The organism is Nostoc sp. C96 (assembly GCF_059384975.1).
Map to the genome: position 1 here is coordinate 1 of NZ_JBXUHI010000002.1, position 20,139 is coordinate 20,139.

Below are 20,139 nucleotides of genomic sequence, written 5' to 3' on the forward strand. Positions count from 1 at the left end.
GTTATCCATTCTCGTTTTACTATAAATTTAGTTTAACTATCTCCCAAAAGCACCCGAATTGCTTTCAAAGCCTGACTACGTTTACCATTACTAATCTTGGCAAACCAATAGTGCGATTCTTCATAACTCATGGCTCTAATCCCTTGAGCAATATTAGCAATGCGTTCTATTTTAGAAAGCGGTTGTAAAGTTTGAAACAGTAACGCTAAATTTATCCCTGATTCCTCATTCAAAATATAGGGAGTTTGGCGATTATAACTTAACGTTTTGGGGTCGTAATTATTCGCTTTCAAACAATCATAAATTGCCTGTTTTACCTGAATTAAAGCATTGCCTTTCAGTCGCCCAATCCGTTTTGCAGAAGGACGCTTTTTTTCGCCGGCTTTCTTATAAGCACATTGATACAACTCCAGGGCAAAGTTATTGTTATCCGTGGGAACTACTCGCAATTGAAACTCTTGCATCTCAGTACGTTACTTTCGCCGTCAAATTCAGCCTATCAACCGGGTTACGATTTAGGGCTTGTTTGATATTACTGATTTCTGCGCCGTTTGTTTGTACTGGAGATGAAAATTTAAATATTAGTTTCAGTGACACATCAGCTTTCACGTCTGGGCTACTTAGTAAGGTGTTAACAGGCCCCTGAAAACTCTGAAATCCTTTGTATGTTCCTTGATATACTAAGCGTGTAAATTGTTCGCCAATAGTAATAGTTGCCGTTTGGTCAATTTGTAAAGGCAGTTTCATCAACATCGGGAAAGCCGTCATCAACTTGCGGTAGTCCACCACTTGTGCAACGGCAAGTTCCAGCAACTCGATACCTTGAACTCCATTATCCTGAATAAAATCGCCCAATTCATTAAATACCCTATCAAGTGTCCCTTCCAAATCAAATTCTTCCGGTTTGGCTTTAAACAGAGGTGAATCATCCCAGGAACCGCCAGTTTGTTCGCTTCCGTTAGGTGTGCGAGGTGTTCCAGTGCCATAAGCCAATATCTTGGCTTGGGTTTCCCTCTCCTCTACTTCGTTATTACCGTAATCAGCTACGATTTTGAAAGTAGTGGTTTTAGCGATCGCCGTTTCGTACTCATCACTAGGACGAAACTGTTCCTCTAGCGAGTTTCCATCCTGATAAAGCTGAATTGTCAAGGCTCCTGATGCTTTCCATCGCACCCGCACGGGTTTAAGTGTATCTGTACTGGGCATGACTTGGGCATTCAGTTCAATTTCTCGCGGTTTCGGTGGTTCTAGAATTCCCCGGCGGTAAAGTGCCATCCGTTCAGAAAATTCAATAGAGTCGGGTAGGGTTATTTTGCCGTCATCAGTTTTAATAAATAACTTTTCTCCTACCTTCATATCCCAACTGCCATTCTGTAAACCCTGACGGATCGTGTCTCGCAACCTTAAAATTTCAGCCTCAAGTAGTATATTTAAACCCAGGTCTTGGCGAAAGCTTCTTTCAGTGCTTTGGTTGTCCAATAAGTTAACCCAGATGGCCATACCTTCTGCAAAATGTAAGCAGGGGCGTAAGCTGGTGCTTCATCAGCACGAATTTTTTGACAATCTTTCAGTGCTTTTAAAATTACATCTTGTTGATTATTTTTACCTTTAACATCACTAGCATCCTGTGCAGCTAAAGGATAGTGCATCAACCCCTTGGGAGCTTTTACTGGGTCAGTAGCAGGGTAAAATAAATGACGATAGGCATTAGTTAAAGATACTCTTACGCCTAAATCCAAAGACCCTTTTTTATCTTTGAGTTGTTTTTGCTGATTTTCTGATAAATCTTGCAAGCGATTGGCAGAATTGAGAATATTTTGAATTGCTCGAAACTCTCTAGCATTGTCAATCGCTCGGTCTAATTCTTGTCTATTGCCAACTAAAAATAACAACCGATTCCTAAATGTGCGAAACTTACCGGATTCGCCTGTTTCATTAAAAATTTTCTCTACAATTGGCGGTGGCCCTTCAGTGGTTGCAGAGATAGTAGCTTCGTTAAAGTCAATTAAACAGAGGGCAATACTATCTGAGACATCATCTACATCTGCGGGTGATTCTGGTGCAGAAACTAACTTAAAGAATTTATCAGCAAAAATGGTATCGCGGCGATTTCGCAAGTCTTCCTTCGCCTCGCTAATTCCAACTTGACCTTTTTCTTCCGCAATGATTTTGTTAATTGATGGTTCTTCTTTAAAACGGGCAAGAGTTGTTATTGGGTCATTTTCCAAGTACCACGCAACTTCACTGAGCCTTTCCAAAGCTGTATCAACAAAACCAATTTCTAGCCCAGGTGTTAGCAGTGATAGATTTAACTCAGCGCGACGAATACCTGCTGCTGTACCTTGGTTGATGGAATGTAAAAAAATGGTACGTGCTACCCAAGTTGAAAAGGGAGGTTTACCAGCAGCTTTCCATTCAGCATCTTGTGATTGGGCGTGTCCTTCTCTCCCAGTTGAGTTATAAATATCTGCTTGAATCGCAATACGCATCAAAGAACGTTCTAAACGAGCAGTTAAATCGCTGGTGATTTCTTCCTCAATACCTACGGGGATGTGGTGAGAATGAATTAGTGGAATCCATACAGTAGTATCTGACCACAAATAACGTATGACTCTGGCAAATAAACGCAAAGCACCTCTAGTGCGTTGAAAGTTGGGAATGGAAGCGATTTTTTTAGTTAGCAGGTTAAATAATTCGGGGTGGAAGGGATAACTCTGCTCGATACTTTCAGCGTAGCGTGAATCTTTACAACCATCTGGTAAGTTAATGCGACTAGCTTTATAACTTTGTAAATATTCTCTGGCAGCATTAGCAGCAGCATCGGCTTGAATACTGCTAAATACCCGTTGTTTGACGATATTGTAAATTTCAATATCGGTACTAGGTTTGAGGATGCGTTCTTGACGGGCAGTAGCAGAAATTGCTTCACGGATTTCCGTAGTTTCTTCACCAAAACTGTCGCTAGAGGAAGCTAGGGTATAGACAAACACTAAATTATTGCAAGCTGCGGCTAAGTCCATCAAGGAGAATAAAAACGCCACAACTTGTTCTGCTAAGTCACTATTACCAACTATGGTGGCTTTGGCTGCTCTCAAATATCTAGCAATTTCATCTAAGATAACTACAGTGGGTTGTCCTTGCATGATCCGTTCTAAAACCACTGTTCCAGGACTAACTCGCTGTTCATCGGAACCTTTAAGTAAGCTATAACCTGCTACTCCCCCAATTTGGTAAGCAATTTCTCCCCAAAGGGTGTAAGTGGTAACGCCAGTATCCTCATGATAAACGCCGTTAACTGGGTCAAGGTCTTGACAGGCGATCGCAGCTGCTTGAATCGGTCGGTCTGGAATTAATTTCAGGTCAGCAAAACGGTCTAGTCCAGAAATGTCCCGCCCATTTTTGGCAATGTGCCACAAAGCAATTTCGTCGTGGGTTTTACCACCACCAAAGCTGGTTTCTAGTCGAATAATCGGAGAACCGACAGCAGCACCGACTAACCGCCCAAACACTTCAGAGATTAATGTTTTTAAACCGTCAGTAGCAAAAGTATTGGCGAAAAATGCTGTCGGAGTCTTGGTATACCTGGGGTGCTTTCCCTTCAACAACAAGGCGTAACTTGGCGGCGAATAATTCAGGAGAGAGTTCCCCTGCTAGTATTCTCTCAAGGAATGCAAGTTTTGAATACTGATGGAAGCATAATAGTATCTATTGACGGTTCACAATTGATAGTTAACAGTTGACAGTCAATCCCAACCGCCAATATCTGTTGTTGTAAAATATACAAATAATAAATTGACTTATTATATACAAAATCATGTTGCTACAATACTGATATAAGTCACAGACTATAACATTTTTCGATATACATCGTACAAATGAGCTAACACTAGAGTTAAATTAGTGATTCCAAAGATGTTGACCAGTTACAGGTTTTTTGTGAGCAGCCTATGTAAATACCCTTATAGCTTTTATATGCAATTGCTTGTTGCTGACAATTTGAACAGTTAATGTTCATAAATCTCATTAAAAGGGTCGTATCTTTCTCATTCATTTTCCGACGAGAATGGTTAGGATTTTTGGAACAGGTAATGTAAGCTCCATATTCAGTGGGGCTATACCAGCGAGGTTGTCTGCAATCTGGACATTGACCAAATGGATTTTCGCCTTGACTGATTTTAGTAGTTATAGAACCTGGATCTTGTTCAGGTACTAAGCGTAAAAAACTATATAGCAATTTTGTAGTTTGTGGTAAATCAATCCGAATAACTGGTGCTAGTGATGAATTCGGATTCAAGTATACCCACAAACACTTATGGTCAATACCAACTAACCCAATATTTGTATTAGTTCTATTATCCCAAACACGAGTATTTTGTAGCCCAGTAGCGATAGAATTACGGCTTTGACCTGTAATAAAAAATCTGACCCCACGAGAATTACACTGCTTTAATGTAGGAATGAGAAATGGGTTATTGCTAGTTGAGTTTGGCCAAGCTATGGCTATTTCTTCCTTAGTTGCAAGTAAGTCTGACTGTATTTGTTTTAAAGTATCCTGGCTTTTAGAAAAGTAAGTTACTCCCGGTAAATTGCTGAGTGGTTGTAAAGCCCATGTGAGTGATTGGGTATTAGCTTGAGCATAGATACGGTCAACAAATTTGCGAAAAATATTAAAAGAGTCAAGTTTTTGCTGAATATATTGATAATTAAATAAACCAATAAATTTACCTTGCGCTCTACTAACAGCGACATTGGCAAGCCGCATAGCTGTACTTTGCGTTCCACCTGTAACCAATTTTCCTGCCTTAGCTTGCGGTGAACCTTCAACAGCGTCAAAAATAATTAAATTCTGTTCTGCCCCTTGAAAGCGATGTACTGTAGCAACTTTTACAGACTTGTCAGTAAGGTGCAAATCTTGCAACAAACGTTGGATTAAACGTGCTTGGGCATTGTAGGGAGCAATGATACCCACACTAGAATTATTAGTTTGGGTACTTTGATAAGCGAGTTTGACTGCTAATAAAGCTGAGATGATGTTAAAACGGCTGTGAGACTGCTGTTCTTTAAAGCAAAAAGCCGAAAGTTTGCTCAAATCATATAGTATTAGGGCTGCCCCTGGATGTGGCTGACTCTGGACAATCGGCATTGTCCTTTGCTCTACACCAGAGCCATCTTGCAATCGACCATCGTAAAAAAGCTGATTTGGTATTTTAGAAATAGCTGGATTCATACGGTACTGTGTTTTTAATAGCACAATCCGTGAATCAATTTGACCCTGATTTACCTTTTGAGTAATACCCGCTTCGTCAAAGATATCTCGTTGTAGCCATTCCTGCACTGCTTCTGTCTTGGCTTGTGAAATTGGCCCTAACTGACGAAAATCACCAAAAATCGCAATGCGGTGATTAGCAAGGGTGCTGACATAAGCACAGTGAGGAATATAAGCCATACTCGCCTCGTCCACTACTATGGCATCAAAGCGACGTTGGTAAATTTCTTTAGCGATCGCTGCCTTTGATAAAGTGCAGCCAACTACTGTTGCTTGTTTAATCAGTTCAGCTTCTTTCAGTTTCAACTGTTCTTTTAGGGGTTGCAAAGCTTGTTTGACAGTTGTAATCTCATTTTGAATATTCTGGCGTTGCAGTTCGGTTAGCTTTTCAATACGCGATCGCTTAACTAAATCTTTGCGTTGTCTTTCTAACTGTTCAATTTGCTCTATTAATTTTGGATTCTGCTGACGTGCTACTCCTCTAACGTGTAACTTAGGAAATTCTTCTAAACTACCAGGAGTTGCAACTCCATAGCGCAATACTAAACCATTCTCATAAATAGGCGCACCTTGCAAATACTGGGCTAGACTTTTCATAGCTGTATCAACAGCAGTGTTGCTATGCGCTACCACCAAAACTGACTCACCAGCTTGAACCAGTGCAGCTACGGTAATGCCCAAAGTTTTAGTTTTTCCTGTTCCTGGTGGCCCCCAAATAAAACTGGCTTGACGATTAAGTACCTTATCAACAGCAGATTTTTGATATTCATTACAATCTATTGGTTTTTGTAATCGCTGCTCAATTTGATTTAACAGTTTTTGGGTATTATTTGTTGAAGAGTTCGTTTCACGTTTATCACCTAATAATATTTCCGCTAGGTTTCTATTAGCTCCTTTTAAATTAGAGCTTTCTAGCAAACGCTTTTTAAGTTCTTCCAATAAAAACCAAGGAGAGGTGTAGAGTATAGCTGTAGGAATTGAATCTCCTAAGTTTTTCTGTAATGCCAAAATAATATCAAAGCCTTCAACAGAGACTAAAATACCACTATATTGTTTCTTGTTATGCTCTAAATCTACTGGAGTATCGTCAGGGAAGCGCAAATCGGTATCTGTTGTAAATGAATATATATATTGACCGCCGCGTTTACCTAAAAATGAACCATCACTCAAGAATGTTTTTTGTCCGCCACTTTTTCGTAATGCGTTAATTTCATCTTCAAGTGCTTTATTAAACTGTTGTTGGTATTCTCGATAACTCATAGACGCAACCTTGAAAATCCTATTGCTAGGATGGTCAAAATTTTGTCTAATCAATACGGTGTAAACCGTATTCGGTTATGTACGGTAGAAATGAATTTATTCTTTCTATACATGAAAGTAAAGTCTTTGTGAAGAAATTAGCATTCAAAAGTGTTGAGTATAAAAGAAAACGTAAATTAGGAAAACTATTGATGTGTGTGGTTAAAACTAGCTACTTGTTTACCTAACCTGGAAACGCCGATCGCTCTTTTTTAAAGCGTAAGTGCTACAGTCTGGGTTTAATTTAAACGAAATAAACTATATAAATTATAAAAACTATATAAATAAAATAAACTATATAAATAGTTTTAACTATTTTACTGTTTGATATCCAGTATTCCTAAAACCTCGTCGTTCAGTACCTCTATTTCTGAAAAGGCAGCTGAGGACTTGTTACCAAATTATGTACTGTCTAACCAAACACAGCAGATTGACAGTAAACTCCCTGATGGGAATTATCCCAACATTAGAGCAAAATAGAAAGCAACCCCAAGATACTAAGTGCGATCGCACAGTACCGGGTAGCGTACAAGATGCGATCGCCGAACAAAAATACACTTAATGGATGATTGGCGATCGCCCCGAAGATGAAGCCGCAGCCCAAACGGCCGGAATAAATTTTATGTGGGCTGATATTTGGAGAATGCGCTTTACACCTGGAATGTATGAAGTAAGGCAAGCAACGCAGCAGCAGATAGAGTTTTTGGAAGGTGTTTCTATCTCAAAAAATTTGACCAATAAACTAGAAATTAATAGCTTGTTATGGTCAAACGATTTGAATTAATTAAAGTGATTAAAAAAGGTGGTTAAACCACCTTTTAATGATTTAAATATTCTTAGAGGATAATTAAGTTAATTTTTAATGTAAACACTTAAACCAGAGTTTGGCCCTGAAGGTAAACCTAAATAAGTATCAATCCCTATGTTCTTACGAAGGTCTAAAAGTAAGGCTTCTGCATTTACTTTTGTTCCAATTTTTGCTTGTGATTCGGGACGAGGACTCGCTACTGCTTTAGCACGGTAAACTGTTAGCTGTCCAGCTTCATTTTCTATAACTTGACGGCATAAAGCACGCATATAAAAACGGTTAAACTCACCTTCTGCTAGAGTTTCAGCAGCAGTTGCAGGAACATTAACAGTAGTGTATCCGCCTTTTGGTTTTTTTCGCTGTTCTGTTGGGTTAATCCTACTATTTGATTGCAATTGCTGAGTAAGCCATTCAGTATCAAAAGCGTTTGCAGCTTCTTTTAAGAAATTTGCATATTCTTTTCTACCATTTTCGCTCAAACGTGTACTTAGATAAAGTTTATCCTGACTAATATCTAGCTCTATTTCAGATAACATCAGTTGTCTAGTTAAATCGTTAAGACTAATAAATTCCATAATTATATTTGCAGTATACAAAATATCAACTGCTAAATTTAACTATGCAAAATTAAAAACAGCCTCAGCAAATATTCTGATATCATTAAATAATTAACTATTTTTTAATATTTTATTGGCTCTATTATCCCACATACCTTGATTGCTCTGTCGCACCCTAAAAGTGACTGTCTCAGCCACGACCGCTTAATACGCCTGAGCAACACTAGCTCTAAAGAACTTTGTTATATCTTGACTTGTGATAAGCCTTGATAAGAAATTAGTTATTAAGTTTCTTAATGCTGTAGAACTCCATCACCCCAGTAAAAGAGCATTTACTCTTATGTGTGATCGCTCTTTTTTCAGTCACAAGTGCTACAGTTTGGGTTTAAGTTAAACGAAATAAACTATATAAATCATAAAAACTATATAAACAAAATAAACTATATAAACAGTTTTAACTATTTTAATGCTTGGTATACAGTATTCTTAAAACCTTGTTGGTCAGTTCCTCTATTTCTGAGTTCACTGTCACATGATGCGCCATGCTTGCGGTTATTATCTGGTGAATTAGGATTACACCACTAGAAAAATTCAGGACTTTTTAGAACTTCGGGATATCAAACACACTGAAAAATATACCAAATTGAATGCTCGACGTTTTCTAAATTTTGATTGGGGAGATGTGTGACATCGGAGTAATCATGTGTTACGCTCTTTCAAATAGTGTTTAGTATTCAGCTTTTTAAATCAGCTTTCAAAAAACACTTAAAAATATTGATAATTTAGATACTTAGTATATATAATAGTACCTATGTACTTAAAATCCTAAATACTCTGCAATGGCAGCTAATCTGATTATCTACTGCCTAGACAAGCTCACAGACTATTCGGAGTTTGAACGTCTTTGCCATGACTTGATGTTTCTAGAAGGATATTTCTCTATTGAACCTCTTGGGGGTTTTAAGGACAAAGGGCGTGATGCTATTTACGTCAGTCCAGCGAAAAAAACAACGATATTTGCCTATAGTGTACGTGAAGACTGGAGAGCTAAACTTGGAGAAGACGCATTCAAGATAAAAAAACACGGCCACACTTGCGATAACTTAGTTTTTATCACAACTGCTCAACCTACAGCTGGTGAACGAGATGAAGCGATTGCTTATATTCGCAATCAATATGGCTGGGATCTAGAAATTTACGGAAGTGAGCGTCTAAGAATACTGCTAGAGACAAAGTATCCACATATCAAAAAGAATTATCCATCTATCTTCCCACCAGAATTTATTATCGCTCTAGAACAAATTAATAAATTTGAGGAACGTAAGCACCTATTTATCAGTTATGCCTCCGAAGATTTAGTACTTGCAGATTGGTTAGCCAAAAGGCTTACAGCAGAAGGATATCTTGTTTGGTGTGAACATCTGAAGCTGCTAGGTGGAGAGAAATTTCCTGATGACATTGAGAAAGCAATTAAAAATCAAGCTTTTTGTATAGTTGCTCTATATTCTCAACCATCACTCACTAAACCTGATTTAATCTTGCAAAGAAGTATTGCTATAAATTTAATTGAAGAAAGGCAAGAAGATTTTCTGATTCCAATTGATGTTGATGGTATCAATAAAACAAACCTCGACCGTAAGACACAGTTATTAAAGTTTATTGAATTTAACAAAAACTGGGCTGAAGGGTTGAAAAAATTATTAAATAAACTGGAATATATCAAATGTCCAAAATCATTACCTGAAAGTGCAAAAGTATCACTATCAGCATTTTTATATGAGGATGCTATTGTAGACGAGACTGAGAATGTATTTTCAAATTACTTAAAATTTCAAAAAATCCCTAGTATAATTTATCTATTTGAGGCTGAAAATCCAAGTTTAAATTTAGAGATTGAAAATTTAAATCTTGAATGGTCTTATCGTCAAATAGATAGTAAAAAATTTTTATCGTTTCACCAACCACCAGCTTGGATATCAGAAAAGTTACAACTTAATTTATCCAGAAATAATTGCTGGCAGGAATTAGTAAATATAGAAGGTATTTCTACTAAAAATTTAGTATCAGAATTGTTAAGAAAAGCTCTCATGGTCAAGTGTCATCAGAAAGGATTGAAGTACTGTTTTGAAACAAAATTGCAGTATTTCCCACAAGGATTTGCCAAAGGAAATCGTCTGAATTATATCAAGTACGATGGTTCAAAATCATTTGTTCAAGCCGTTGGTACTCGAACTTATTGGCGTGCCTGCTAAAGCAGAGGAGTATCAGTATCATCTTGCTCCTACATTTTATATATCTCAAAATTTGTTTAATACGTTTACACTACAAATTCGCATAAGAATTCGTTTGTGCGATTCCAGTGGTATAGCATTAGATAAAAGAAAAGCAGTTTCACGTAGAAAACATTTATGTAAAAATTGGTGGAATAATGATTGGCTCAATCGGATTTTTGCTGTTTGTCAATTTCTGGCTGATGACAATCAAATAATTATTGGAGATAAAGTGAATGAACAAATTTTTATTCATGCAATACCAACCCATTTTACAGCACCAATTGCTATTGATGAAGCTTCTATCAAAAAATTTAAACAGGATAGATTAGACTTGCTAAATATGCGTTCTGGTAGTGAACAAGAAGATATATTGTAATAAAGAAAGTGAAAATGAATGAGTCGCTTATTATATTTGATGAACCAGAATTAGAATTTCGCTACGGTCAGCGACTGAAAGACCCACGCGATGGATTAGCCCTATTTGGCCCTTTTGATGCTGATTCTCCATCACATCCCAAATCATTACCTTATATTGTACTTGGTACTGTTAGCGGAATATCTCAATTTAAGGCTTGGTCAGAGGCAATGAACTGTCCAGCTATATACGCACCTAAAGAGAATTTTCGCCTTTGGTCTCCTTACCCCGGCTTTGAAGCAGCATTTTGCAGTCGATGGTCTAGTGATCCTATTTGGTCTTACCCTATAGATGAACATCAACTTTTAGAAGCTTCTCACACCCGCGAGAAACATGAACGTTCTTATAAAGTTGTAGATATATTTCTCAAAGGGCTGAAAATTGCAGCAGATAAACTAGACCAAAAGCCTGCTGTAGCAGTTTGTGTTGTACCAGATGAAATCTATCAAAACTGTCGCCCTGAATCGATTGTTTCTGAAACCGTTGGAGAACTTATATCTAAAAAAACTGTACGTTCTCGGCAAGCAGGGCAGCTTGAGTTACCACTGTATGGTGAAGTCAATTTAGAGCCTTACAGTCTTTCTCCTGACTTTCGCCGACAACTTAAAGCACGTTCAATGAAATATGATATTCCGCTACAAATTATACGAGAGTCTTCTTTACGATTAACTGATAAGAATCAGTTAGGTCAGCGAACACTTACCCCGCTTTCTGATAGAATGTGGAACATTGGAACTACTCTCTATTACAAATGTGGTGGTAAACCTTGGCGATTAGTTACTGCGCGGGAAGGTGTTTGCTACATTGGTATAGCATTTCGTCGAGCAGAAGATACAGAAAAGGGGAAAACAGCTTGTTGTGCTGCTCAAATGTTTTTAAATACGGGAGACGGAATAGTATTTCTCGGTGACTTTGGCCCCTGGTATTCACCAAAGACAAAACAATTTCAATTAAGCAAAGCCTCAGCATACGACCTTCTAAGAGGAGTATTAAAAACTTATAGTGAGCTAGGAGGTAAAGAACTTACTGAGATTTTTTTACATTCACGTTCCACTATTAGTAATGAAGAATTTGAAGGTTATCAGAAAGCTTGTCCTTATGGTGTCAAACTTGTTGGTATTAGAGTACGTCCTGATATAGGGAATGGTTTCCGTCTTTTTCGGACTGGTGAAATGCCTGTGTTACGCGGAACATTTTTAAGGAATAACGAGCGTTCTGGCTTATTATGGGGAAGTGGATTTAAGCCAAGGCTTGCTACCTATGATGGATGGGAAACTCCAACTCCTCTGCAAATTGACATTCAACATGGAGATGCTGTTATAGAGCGAGTAGCACAAGACATATTTGGGCTTACTAAGCTAAATTACAATGCGTGTCGTTTAGGAGAATCTCAGCCAGTTACCGTTGGGTTTTCTGATGCAGTTGGAGAAATTTTGATTTCAAATCCTACAGTTTCGGATCGTAAACCAAACTTTAAATTTTACATTTGATAAAACTCAATATCAGGTTGGTATTACTTGTAGTCCTTAGTTAATATCCGCTATTTTTATACCTTTATGTATACTGCCAATTACATCAGGTATAACTTTGGTATTGATTTCACAAAATGCGCTATTTTCGACTATCATCTCATCTGCGATCGCTCTAAGGCTTAAGTGCTACAGTCTGGGTTTAATCTAAACAAAATAAACTATATAAACAAAATAAACTATATAAACAGTTTTAACTATTTTAAGGCTTAGTATCCAGTATTCTTAAAACCTCGTCGGTCAGTTGCTCTATTTCTTTGATGGCAGATGAGGACTTATTGCCGAAATTATGCACTGTCTGACCAAACACAGCAGATTGACGATAGACTTGCCGATGCTGTATCTGCGTCTTGGTTAAGGGAATCCCAAACTCAGGTAAAACTGCCAAAGTTTCTTGTGCCAAGGTTGTTTTTGGTTGGCACTGGTTCAAGACAAGCCGGGACTGTAAGGCATCATTAAAATCACCTACATTCTGGATAACCTGTCGAATACCAACTGCTGCCCACATATCCAATGGCGAAGGGATGATTGGCACTAGAGCTAGGTCTGCAATCAGCAACGCGCTTTGCGGGGACAGGGGAATCAGCAGCAGGGGGGCAATCGATGATGATGTAGTCGTAATCATCAATAAATTTTTTGACTTCGCGGTGGACTTTGTTGCTGGCAGCACTCAGGCCGATTACGCCAGCCGGAAAGGGGATTTCGTCTTCTGCTGAGGCGGCCCAACGTGTAGCTGTCCCTTGTGGATCGGCATCAACGACAAGAACTTTGTTGCTGCGTCGAGCGATCGCACCCGCAACCTGCATAGTAACAGTTGTCTTTCCTGAGCCGCCCTTTTGATTGACAACGGCAATGATTTTAGCTGTCATAGAATTAACCGTATTAATGATTTAAACTATATGAATAGTTTTTACTGTTTATAGTTTTTATAGGGTTTAATGTTGATATTGTGACATAAAAGAGAGAATTGGTAAAAAGTATATACAGTTTTAATAATTTATATTGTTAAAATAGTTTACTTAGTTTTTGGCTAACCTAAATTTTTTGATTGCAGAGGAGTTATGACAAAGAAGAGTATGAAATCAGCTTTGACAAATTCATTAAAAGCTGAAGATGAAGCCGTGAGAAGCCGTTTTGAAAAAGCAGAGAGATTGCTAGAAGATAAAACAGAGCCGAATTCTAGCCAACTGACGACATCTCAGCCACAGGACATAGTAGAACCAGCCCAACTACAAAAAGTAATTCGTGATAGTTTCACGCTACCGTCTGGAGATTATGAATTAATCACAACAATTAGGCAGCGATGTTTAAACTCGGCAGTCAATGTCACAAAAAGTGAAGTCGTTCGCGCGGGACTCCATATCTTACAATCTTTATCTGACGAAGAATTAGTACAAGCGATCAATAGTCTAGAAAAGGTAAAAACAGGTAGACCCTCTGCAAAGCAACAAAAACTATAAACTGTTTATATAGTATAAACTGTACAAATAGTTTTACGTAAAATTAGGTGAAGTAATCAGAAGTAATCAATAGTCTAGAAGAGGTAAAAACAAGTAGACTATCTGGAAAGGTGGTAAAAAGTATAAACAGTATAAACAGTTAAAATTGTATAAACAGTACAAACAGTTTTAGGAGTGAGAGAACGAATAGCCACGCGATTACTGATACCACTTTAAATATTAGATCCAAGAGTAAATTTACAGTTGAATCCAGTAGTGGTACAAAAAGAATTATTCGTTGCAAAGCCATTAGCAAGGATTAGATAATGGCGGATGACTAAATCGAAGTTGCTGGAATTATCTTACGTCTTGTTTGTTTCTTTCGCCTTTTTAGAAACTTACTCAGAGGTGTTCGATGGATTTAGTGTTAGAAGTTCCACCAGGGCAACAAGATAGGGTTTGGGATCAAGTTCAGTGTTTAGGCACAGCCGCTACTCGTTTTAGTGCTTATACCAATCAGCTATCTTTATTGGCAGTTCTACCAGAGCTAGAAGAGAGATGGGGAATGAAAGCCTCATGGATCAATAGCTGCTGGGAATTCGTGAATGGTACGGCTATAGATTTTGAATCTACAAGAGTAGTATTGATTCCTAGCGAAGCAATTGAGCAAACCGAACTTCGCATCCCCCAGGAATGGATAGATATTCCTTCTTGGGCAGGCGATTATTATTTAGCAGTACAAGTGAATGCTGAGGATGGAATAGTCAGAGTGTGGGGATATGCAACCCATAGAGAAATCAAACAACTAGGCAATTATGACCAGAGCGATCGCACTTATTCTTTAGATGGACACTTAACACAAGATATGAGTGTGTTGTGGGTAATACGTCAGTTTTGTCCAGATGCAGCAACGAAAACCACAGTTGAACCTCTACCAACTTTATCAGTAGCACAAGCAAATGAACTGCTCGAACAGTTAAGTCATTCGTGTTTGTTTTTCGCTAAACGTGCAGTTGAGTTTAATTTGTGGGGGGCGTTACTGGAAAAGGAGGAGTGGAGAAAACGCTTGCTCTATTCGCGCAGTTGTCAGATTGACTGATGAGAGAAAAATTTTAAATATAACCCCTAATTTGATTAAGCGAAAAAGATGTGATCACAAAAAGTACACTGCAACTGCGGTCGGGCTTCATCTTTTTCATTTTGCTGAATCAAAAAAACTTTAAATTGATCGCAAGTACATTTGGGGCAAGCGATCGCAGTAAGATTAGCCTGAGTCTGAGGTGATCCTTGACTCAGGCTAGAGATTTTGGGTTGGGGTGTCCCTCTGCTTTCCAAGCATCAATAACTAATTGGCGATGAAATTCTGTACCCTTGCCTTTGATCCAATCACGAATTGGTTTCGGAAGTTTGATACAGGCAGGTTTAGGATGCAAACTATCGGGTTGGGGTGTAAATCTTCCGTCCTCGCCTCGCATAATCTCAAATAATGTCACAGAAATACTAAGTAATACGCAAAAGTATGACAGTAAAAATCACAGCTAACAAGTCTAATCTTTCAATAATTTACGAGTAAACACTGAGTAGGTGTAAAAATCATTAAGTCCACCGTATACTGTGGTAGACTATCGATAACAACCGTATACTAAGGTAAAAAAGCGAAAAGTTTGATGTTGCTTTAAATATTTTTTAAAAAAATGGAGTAATAAAAAAGACATTTTGAGAGAAAGGAATTATCTAACAATCAATATATATGCAGTAGGAACAAGTTTTTAAACTTTATAAATAACAACTATTGATTTCTATCTATGCAATTATTTTATTAGCTAACAAATTCATAATTAATATTTAACTCTCAACTATCAAAAGTTAGATATCTGAATAAGACCTGATAATTTAATAAATAGCAATTTGCAATGTTTCTGCTGTATACTTCAATTTATAATATTCATATTAAAGTTGTTTTGTTGCTTGCACATTAGCTAATAGTGCAAAAGCCTGTCAAAATTTTCACTTAGCAAAGAAAGCACTTTCCAGTAAATACCACTCTGGTTGGAGAATCTATGCTGAATAAAAACAGAGCTTCAAAAAGTATAGTTCAGTGGTTGTTTAAAGTACGTTGGCAATTAGTATCAGTTGCAACAACAATTCTAATAGCATTGGAATCAAAACCCGCAAAAGCCCAATTGTTTACTAATGCCCGAACAGCGATGGAGTGTATGATTCGTGGTGCTTCAGTTGGTGGTGGAATTAATAGCGTAGTGCTGAATAACTTGCCAATGATTTTATTTACAGGATTAACAATAGTTTTGTTTGGTTACTTCTGCTTCTCGGTTTTCCAAGGAGTAGCAGCTTATGGACGAGGAGAAGAAGTAAGCAATGTAATACAGCAGCCGATATTTACTTTCATAGCTGTGGTACTCATCGTATTATTCCAATCTTTATTGTTTGGTAACGGCATTTGTAACTAATTGGAAATGGTTAAGCCTGATATAAGTTTTGCATAATTCCCTTATTGATTAGGGGATATGGATATATGTGCATTTTGAATAACTGCTGAAAGCTCTATGAGAGAAGAAATTAGGACAGTCAATCAGAGCTTAGGTGAAAGCCCAAAGTTTGGCCCATTTACAGGCCGACAGTTTGTAATTTTTGCTGGTACATTCTGTGTGGTCTTCGGACTACTATATTTAATTATTGGGATAAATATTTTTTGGGGACTTGGCTGCTCTATATGGGTGAGCTTATCAGTTGCATTACTATCAGGTGATAGACCACACATTTACTGGTCAAAGATGTATCCAGTTGTCCCAAGATGGACAAGAGGATATGCAACCTATACATCGCCGCAATTAAAAAAGAAAGTAGGCACGAAAAGAGTAAAACTAACACGTTCATCTAAACCAAAAGTTCTCAATCCTTTTGAAGATTGGCTAGATTTAACAACAATAGTCAGACTAAAAAAAGATTCGTATCTGATTGGGGCTTATTTATTAAGTAAAAAAAATCTGGCTGAAAGTAGCAATACTTTACAGTTAATATTTGGTTTTTCATGCACTGGGATTCATCCCATATTCAACTCAGAACAAGAAATAGAGGCATTAGCTAAAGCCTTTGAAAGTAGTTGTAAAGAAATTCCTCAAGGTGAAAAACTTACTTTTAGGTGGAGTTCTTTTTGTGAGGATAGCGATGCTGAACAGTATTTAATGCAGCGAATTGAGAATCCATCTTCTCTAGAGTGCGAATTTTTAGATTGGGGAAGATTGGCAAGAACTCAACAGCTTACAAAGTCTAAAGCTAGAAAGAATATTAAATTCAATGTTTATTGGTCGTTTACTGTAACTTCAGAAGCATTAGAAACCGCCGACCCAGTAGATAAATTTTTAGTCAAACTTGCAAATTTTTTACAAAGAAGATTTACAGATTCAGGAGTAAATCAATTAACGAAAAAACGGCTAACCCAAATTTTAACTAAGGGCTTAGAAGCTTCACTAAGATATCAGCAGATTTTAATTCAAATGGGCTTGAAACCACAGCCTAAAACAGACAAAGATTTATGGAAAGAACTATGCCAGAATATCGGAGCTAAAGAGGTAATCATCCCGCATACATTGGTATTTGATGAGCAAGGGTTAAGAGAAGAAATTGATGAAAATGCTGGATTTGACAAGCCCATTGAAATTATCAATCAGCCGCACTTAACCTCAACAGTTTTAAATAAAGGTGTACCGTTTGCTGATAAACGATGGGTATGTTTACCAAAAGGAGAAAGTAATAAGTATGTAGGCGTAATGGTACTGACTCGAAAACCGGAAATTTTTGCTTCTACGAGACATCAAATTCGTTTTTTGTGGGATATATTCTCGCGGAACAATATTTTTGATGTGGAAGTAATCACGGAATTTTCTCCGGCTGATAAAGGCATAACACGCGCTACTCAGCAGATGATAACAAAACGCTCTAGAGCGTTGGATATAAATGTACAGCAGAGAAAATCAATTGATGTTTCTGCTCAAATAAATGTGGAACGCTCGGTAGAAGCCCAAAGACAGTTATATACGGGAGATGTACCATTAAATTTAAGCTTAATAGTTCTGGTTTATCGAGATACACCAGAAGAAATTGATGATGCTTGCCGATTGATTTCAGGGTATGTCACACAACCGACAGAGCTAACCCGTGAAGTTGAATATGCTTGGCTAATATGGTTGCAAACCTTATTAGTGAGATTAGAGCCGATATTGTTGCGACCATATAATAGAAGATTAGCTTTTTTCGCCAGTGAAATTTTAGGACTAACTAATATAGTTCAAAATAGCCAAGCAGATGAGAAAGGATTTGAGTTAATTGCTGATGAAAGTGATTCGCCAGTCAAAATCGACCTATCAACAACCAAAAATATATTAATACTAGGTACAACAGGTTCAGGCAAGTCAGTTTTAGTATCGTCAATCATTGCCGAATGTCAAGCTCAAGATATGAGTGTGCTAATGATTGATCTGCCGAACGATGACGGAACAGGGACATTTGGGGACTATACACCGTATCACAATGGCTTTTATTTTGATATCTCCAAAGAATCTAATAATCTAGTGCAACCATTGGACTTATCAAAAGTCCCGGTTAAAGAATGGAAAGATAGACTTCAAGCTCACAGAAATGATGTGAACTTAATTGTGCTTCAATTAGTTCTGGGAACTCAAGATTTTGATGGATTTTTATCACAGACAATCGAGTCACTTATCCCATTGGGAACAAAAGCCTTTTACGATGATCTCGATATTCAAAGACGCTTTGCTGAAGCAAAGAAAGCAGGATTGGGTTCTGCGGTCTGGATAACACCCAACACTTGCAGACATGGAATACTTTTTTACGAAAGAGCATATTAAATTGGGCTATGAAGATGAAAATGTTGACCGAGCATTGAATTACATCCGTTTACGGTTTCAATATTGGAAAAATAGCAGTATTGGGAAAGCAATCTGTCGCCCCTCTACATTTGATACAGAGAGTCCAAGCTGATTACCTTTGCATTGACTAACTTGCAGTTAAGCAAAGATGCGGAAGTGTTAGGGATGAGCGCGTATATCGCTGCTTCTCGCCAATCTCTATCAGCACCCAATAGTGTTTTCTTTATGGATGAAGCCAGCGTACTACTACGCTTTTCGGCATTATCACGGCTGGTAGGGCGTAAGTGCGCTACTGCTCGTAAAGGAGGCTGTCGTGTGATGTTAGCAGCTCAAGATATTCTGTCGATTGCTAATTCAGAAGCAGGAGAGCAAATATTACAGAATATGCCTTGCCGTTTAATTGGACGTATAGTTCCAGGGGCGGCTAGAAGTTTCACAGAATATTTAGGAATACCAAAAGAGATTATTAGTAAAAATGAAAGTTTTTCTTCCAACTTCAAACAACTATATACGTTGTGGTTATTGGATTATAAAGAAAAATATGTGCGCTGTCGTTACTATCCTTCTTATCCAATGTTGGCATTAGTAGCCAATAGTCGAGAAGAACAAGCAGCCCGTGACAAATTTAAAGCAATGTACCCGGATAAATTTAAATGGGTAGCCGAGTTTGCTAATTACTATGTGGAATGTATTAAGCAAGGTAAACCATTATGAAAAAAATAGAAATAGTAACTGGATTTGCTAACTATAAAGTCTTGTTAGCTATTGTGGGAGTTGTAGCATCAGGTTTGTCTTTTACAGTTTGGAAATGGAATAAAGAACAACATCAAAAATATATTGTCGAAAAGGAGCAAGCTTGTCAGCAAAGCTTGAAAATAGCTGAGAAATATGTACAGAATAATCAATTTTTGAGAGCAGCCTATTATGCAAGTACAACCCAAGATAAATTAAGAATTAAATTAAATCAACCTGGAATAACTACTGAGTTTAAGCCTGATAAAGAATATGTATTGATATATGATAAGGCAGTAGCTTTAATACCTAATAATCCAAGATATGAAGGCAAGCTTTTTGAAAGATTATCAAAGCAACCTGAAAAATATCCGCCAGAACCATTAATGGTAACTGGTAACAAAGTTTTAGGAAATAAAGTAGAAGTCATATCTACTTGCTCACCCCAACCTTTTACAGTATCTTTGGAGAATTTATATGAAATTGCTCAACCAATCGATATTAATCCATATCTGCTGCTGTTCAGTATTTTTTAGTAGTTTTGTGTTTGTATTCATTGTTGCTTCGATTTTACCAGTTGCAGCGAAATCTTCATTCTTGCAACAATTACAGCAAGTAATGATAAGTTTGCAATCGTACATTGATTTATATAAACAAGAATTTGCTAACGAAGCAAAAGACTCTAATGATAAAGATAAAGAAGGAAATGAAGATGACGATTTAGATATAGCCATCACTTCTACGAATGGAGTAATGGGCATACCAGATCCATTAGCAGCAGGTAAAAACATTAAGGCCGTAATTCAAAAAAAGATACTGATTTAGTTCAAACTGATTCTCAGAGCGAAGGTGAAAATGCTCAGAGAAGATGGCATCAAGTCTATACTTATGGGCTATCTGGATTTGTTTTAGGT

General features: G+C 37.5%; 18 protein-coding genes and 1 pseudogene. 12 read left to right on the top strand and 7 right to left on the bottom strand.

What is annotated here, in order from left to right; all coding sequences use genetic code 11:
* Window positions 1-32: 32 nt before the first annotated feature.
* From AC504W_RS28105 to AC504W_RS28115, 3 genes and pseudogenes are all read right to left on the bottom strand, one after another.
* Window positions 33-464: a DUF7680 family protein gene (locus AC504W_RS28105; RefSeq protein WP_494879717.1), complete on the bottom strand. Its 432-nt coding sequence runs from the start codon at window positions 462-464 to the stop codon at window positions 33-35.
* A gap of 1 nt (window position 465) precedes the next feature.
* Window positions 466-3,697: pseudogene (locus AC504W_RS28110) on the bottom strand (ATP-binding protein).
* 195 nt (window positions 3,698-3,892) lie between these two features.
* Window positions 3,893-6,526 carry a DEAD/DEAH box helicase gene (locus AC504W_RS28115; RefSeq protein ID WP_494879718.1) on the bottom strand — a complete coding sequence of 878 codons (2,634 nt, stop codon included), beginning with the start codon at window positions 6,524-6,526 and terminating at the stop codon, window positions 3,893-3,895.
* Between the two features lie 469 nt (window positions 6,527-6,995).
* Between AC504W_RS28115 and AC504W_RS28120 the strand changes: the two genes are divergently transcribed.
* Together AC504W_RS28120 and AC504W_RS28125 are read left to right on the top strand one after the other, a co-directional pair.
* Complete coding sequence (locus AC504W_RS28120) at window positions 6,996-7,127, top strand: hypothetical protein (RefSeq protein ID WP_494879720.1); 132 nt, start codon at window positions 6,996-6,998, stop codon at window positions 7,125-7,127.
* A gap of 3 nt (window positions 7,128-7,130) precedes the next feature.
* Window positions 7,131-7,349, top strand: coding sequence for a hypothetical protein (locus AC504W_RS28125; RefSeq protein WP_494879722.1), 219 nt, complete (start codon window positions 7,131-7,133; stop codon window positions 7,347-7,349).
* Window positions 7,350-7,417: 68 nt separating this feature from the next.
* Here AC504W_RS28125 and AC504W_RS28130 read toward each other — a convergent pair whose 3' ends face one another.
* Complete coding sequence (locus AC504W_RS28130; protein WP_494879724.1) at window positions 7,418-7,948, bottom strand: hypothetical protein; 531 nt, start codon at window positions 7,946-7,948, stop codon at window positions 7,418-7,420.
* Between the two features lie 821 nt (window positions 7,949-8,769).
* Here AC504W_RS28130 and AC504W_RS28135 point away from each other — a divergent pair.
* From AC504W_RS28135 to AC504W_RS28145, 3 genes are read left to right on the top strand one after another with little or no spacing between them, the layout of a single operon-like run.
* Window positions 8,770-10,182 carry a TIR domain-containing protein gene (locus tag AC504W_RS28135; protein ID WP_494879726.1) on the top strand — a complete coding sequence of 471 codons (1,413 nt, stop codon included), beginning with the start codon at window positions 8,770-8,772 and terminating at the stop codon, window positions 10,180-10,182.
* Complete coding sequence (locus AC504W_RS28140) at window positions 10,172-10,579, top strand: hypothetical protein (RefSeq protein WP_494879728.1); 408 nt, start codon at window positions 10,172-10,174, stop codon at window positions 10,577-10,579. The genes AC504W_RS28135 and AC504W_RS28140 overlap by 11 nt, the downstream gene beginning before the upstream one ends.
* Window positions 10,580-10,593: 14 nt before the next feature.
* On the top strand, window positions 10,594-12,108 hold the full coding sequence (locus tag AC504W_RS28145; protein WP_494879730.1) for an argonaute/piwi family protein: 1,515 nt from the start codon (window positions 10,594-10,596) through the stop codon (window positions 12,106-12,108).
* 241 nt (window positions 12,109-12,349) lie between these two features.
* Here the strand turns inward: AC504W_RS28145 and AC504W_RS28150 are convergent, their stop codons facing one another.
* Both AC504W_RS28150 and AC504W_RS28155 read right to left on the bottom strand, forming a co-directional pair.
* Window positions 12,350-12,550, bottom strand: a complete 201-nt coding sequence (locus tag AC504W_RS28150) for a hypothetical protein (protein WP_494879732.1) — start codon at window positions 12,548-12,550, stop codon at window positions 12,350-12,352.
* Window positions 12,551-12,608: 58 nt separating this feature from the next.
* Window positions 12,609-12,953, bottom strand: coding sequence for a ParA family partition ATPase (locus AC504W_RS28155; RefSeq protein ID WP_494879733.1), 345 nt, complete (start codon window positions 12,951-12,953; stop codon window positions 12,609-12,611).
* A gap of 255 nt (window positions 12,954-13,208) precedes the next feature.
* Between AC504W_RS28155 and AC504W_RS28160 the strand changes: the two genes are divergently transcribed.
* Both AC504W_RS28160 and AC504W_RS28165 read left to right on the top strand, forming a co-directional pair.
* Window positions 13,209-13,607 (top strand): hypothetical protein, encoded by a 399-nt coding sequence (locus AC504W_RS28160; protein ID WP_494879735.1) that lies wholly within the window; start codon window positions 13,209-13,211, stop codon window positions 13,605-13,607.
* Window positions 13,608-14,001: 394 nt separating this feature from the next.
* A complete protein-coding gene (locus AC504W_RS28165; RefSeq protein ID WP_494879737.1) occupies window positions 14,002-14,685 on the top strand; it encodes a DUF1822 family protein in 684 nt (227 codons plus the stop codon).
* Between the two features lie 193 nt (window positions 14,686-14,878).
* On the opposite strand, the gene AC504W_RS28170 is transcribed toward AC504W_RS28165, so the two are convergent.
* Entirely contained in the window at window positions 14,879-15,061 is a 183-nt protein-coding gene (locus tag AC504W_RS28170) for a hypothetical protein (RefSeq protein WP_494879739.1), read from the bottom strand.
* Window positions 15,062-15,646: 585 nt separating this feature from the next.
* Here AC504W_RS28170 and AC504W_RS28175 point away from each other — a divergent pair.
* The 5 genes from AC504W_RS28175 to AC504W_RS28195 all read left to right on the top strand — a co-directional run bounded on the left by AC504W_RS28175 (window position 15,647) and on the right by AC504W_RS28195 (window position 20,050).
* On the top strand, window positions 15,647-16,054 hold the full coding sequence (locus AC504W_RS28175) for a hypothetical protein (protein WP_190968801.1): 408 nt from the start codon (window positions 15,647-15,649) through the stop codon (window positions 16,052-16,054).
* A gap of 96 nt (window positions 16,055-16,150) precedes the next feature.
* Window positions 16,151-18,472, top strand: coding sequence for a helicase HerA domain-containing protein (locus AC504W_RS28180; RefSeq protein ID WP_494879741.1), 2,322 nt, complete (start codon window positions 16,151-16,153; stop codon window positions 18,470-18,472).
* 186 nt (window positions 18,473-18,658) lie between these two features.
* Window positions 18,659-19,207: a hypothetical protein gene (locus AC504W_RS28185; protein ID WP_494879742.1), complete on the top strand. Its 549-nt coding sequence runs from the start codon at window positions 18,659-18,661 to the stop codon at window positions 19,205-19,207.
* A complete protein-coding gene (locus AC504W_RS28190) occupies window positions 19,204-19,761 on the top strand; it encodes a hypothetical protein (RefSeq protein ID WP_494879743.1) in 558 nt (185 codons plus the stop codon). Before AC504W_RS28185 ends, AC504W_RS28190 begins: the two co-directional genes overlap by 4 nt.
* A gap of 7 nt (window positions 19,762-19,768) precedes the next feature.
* A complete protein-coding gene (locus AC504W_RS28195; protein WP_494879744.1) occupies window positions 19,769-20,050 on the top strand; it encodes a hypothetical protein in 282 nt (93 codons plus the stop codon).
* Window positions 20,051-20,139: the final 89 nt, after the last annotated feature.

What these genes read in the sequence shown, in the direction of transcription:
- AC504W_RS28115 (WP_494879718.1), bottom strand. Translation starts at nt 6,526, where the DNA reads ATGAGTTATCGAGAATACCAACAACAGTTTAATAAAGCACTTGAAGAT.
- AC504W_RS28175 (WP_190968801.1), top strand. Translation starts at nt 15,647, where the DNA reads ATGCTGAATAAAAACAGAGCTTCAAAAAGTATAGTTCAGTGGTTGTTT.
- AC504W_RS28130 (WP_494879724.1), bottom strand. Translation starts at nt 7,948, where the DNA reads ATGGAATTTATTAGTCTTAACGATTTAACTAGACAACTGATGTTATCT.
- AC504W_RS28155 (WP_494879733.1), bottom strand. Translation starts at nt 12,953, where the DNA reads ATGCAGGTTGCGGGTGCGATCGCTCGACGCAGCAACAAAGTTCTTGTC.
- AC504W_RS28180 (WP_494879741.1), top strand. Translation starts at nt 16,151, where the DNA reads ATGAGAGAAGAAATTAGGACAGTCAATCAGAGCTTAGGTGAAAGCCCA.
- AC504W_RS28145 (WP_494879730.1), top strand. Translation starts at nt 10,594, where the DNA reads ATGAATGAGTCGCTTATTATATTTGATGAACCAGAATTAGAATTTCGC.
- AC504W_RS28105 (WP_494879717.1), bottom strand. Translation starts at nt 464, where the DNA reads ATGCAAGAGTTTCAATTGCGAGTAGTTCCCACGGATAACAATAACTTT.
- AC504W_RS28170 (WP_494879739.1), bottom strand. Translation starts at nt 15,061, where the DNA reads ATGCGAGGCGAGGACGGAAGATTTACACCCCAACCCGATAGTTTGCAT.
- AC504W_RS28160 (WP_494879735.1), top strand. Translation starts at nt 13,209, where the DNA reads ATGACAAAGAAGAGTATGAAATCAGCTTTGACAAATTCATTAAAAGCT.
- AC504W_RS28185 (WP_494879742.1), top strand. Translation starts at nt 18,659, where the DNA reads ATGAGCGCGTATATCGCTGCTTCTCGCCAATCTCTATCAGCACCCAAT.
- AC504W_RS28125 (WP_494879722.1), top strand. Translation starts at nt 7,131, where the DNA reads ATGATTGGCGATCGCCCCGAAGATGAAGCCGCAGCCCAAACGGCCGGA.
- AC504W_RS28135 (WP_494879726.1), top strand. Translation starts at nt 8,770, where the DNA reads ATGGCAGCTAATCTGATTATCTACTGCCTAGACAAGCTCACAGACTAT.
- AC504W_RS28165 (WP_494879737.1), top strand. Translation starts at nt 14,002, where the DNA reads ATGGATTTAGTGTTAGAAGTTCCACCAGGGCAACAAGATAGGGTTTGG.
- AC504W_RS28190 (WP_494879743.1), top strand. Translation starts at nt 19,204, where the DNA reads ATGAAAAAAATAGAAATAGTAACTGGATTTGCTAACTATAAAGTCTTG.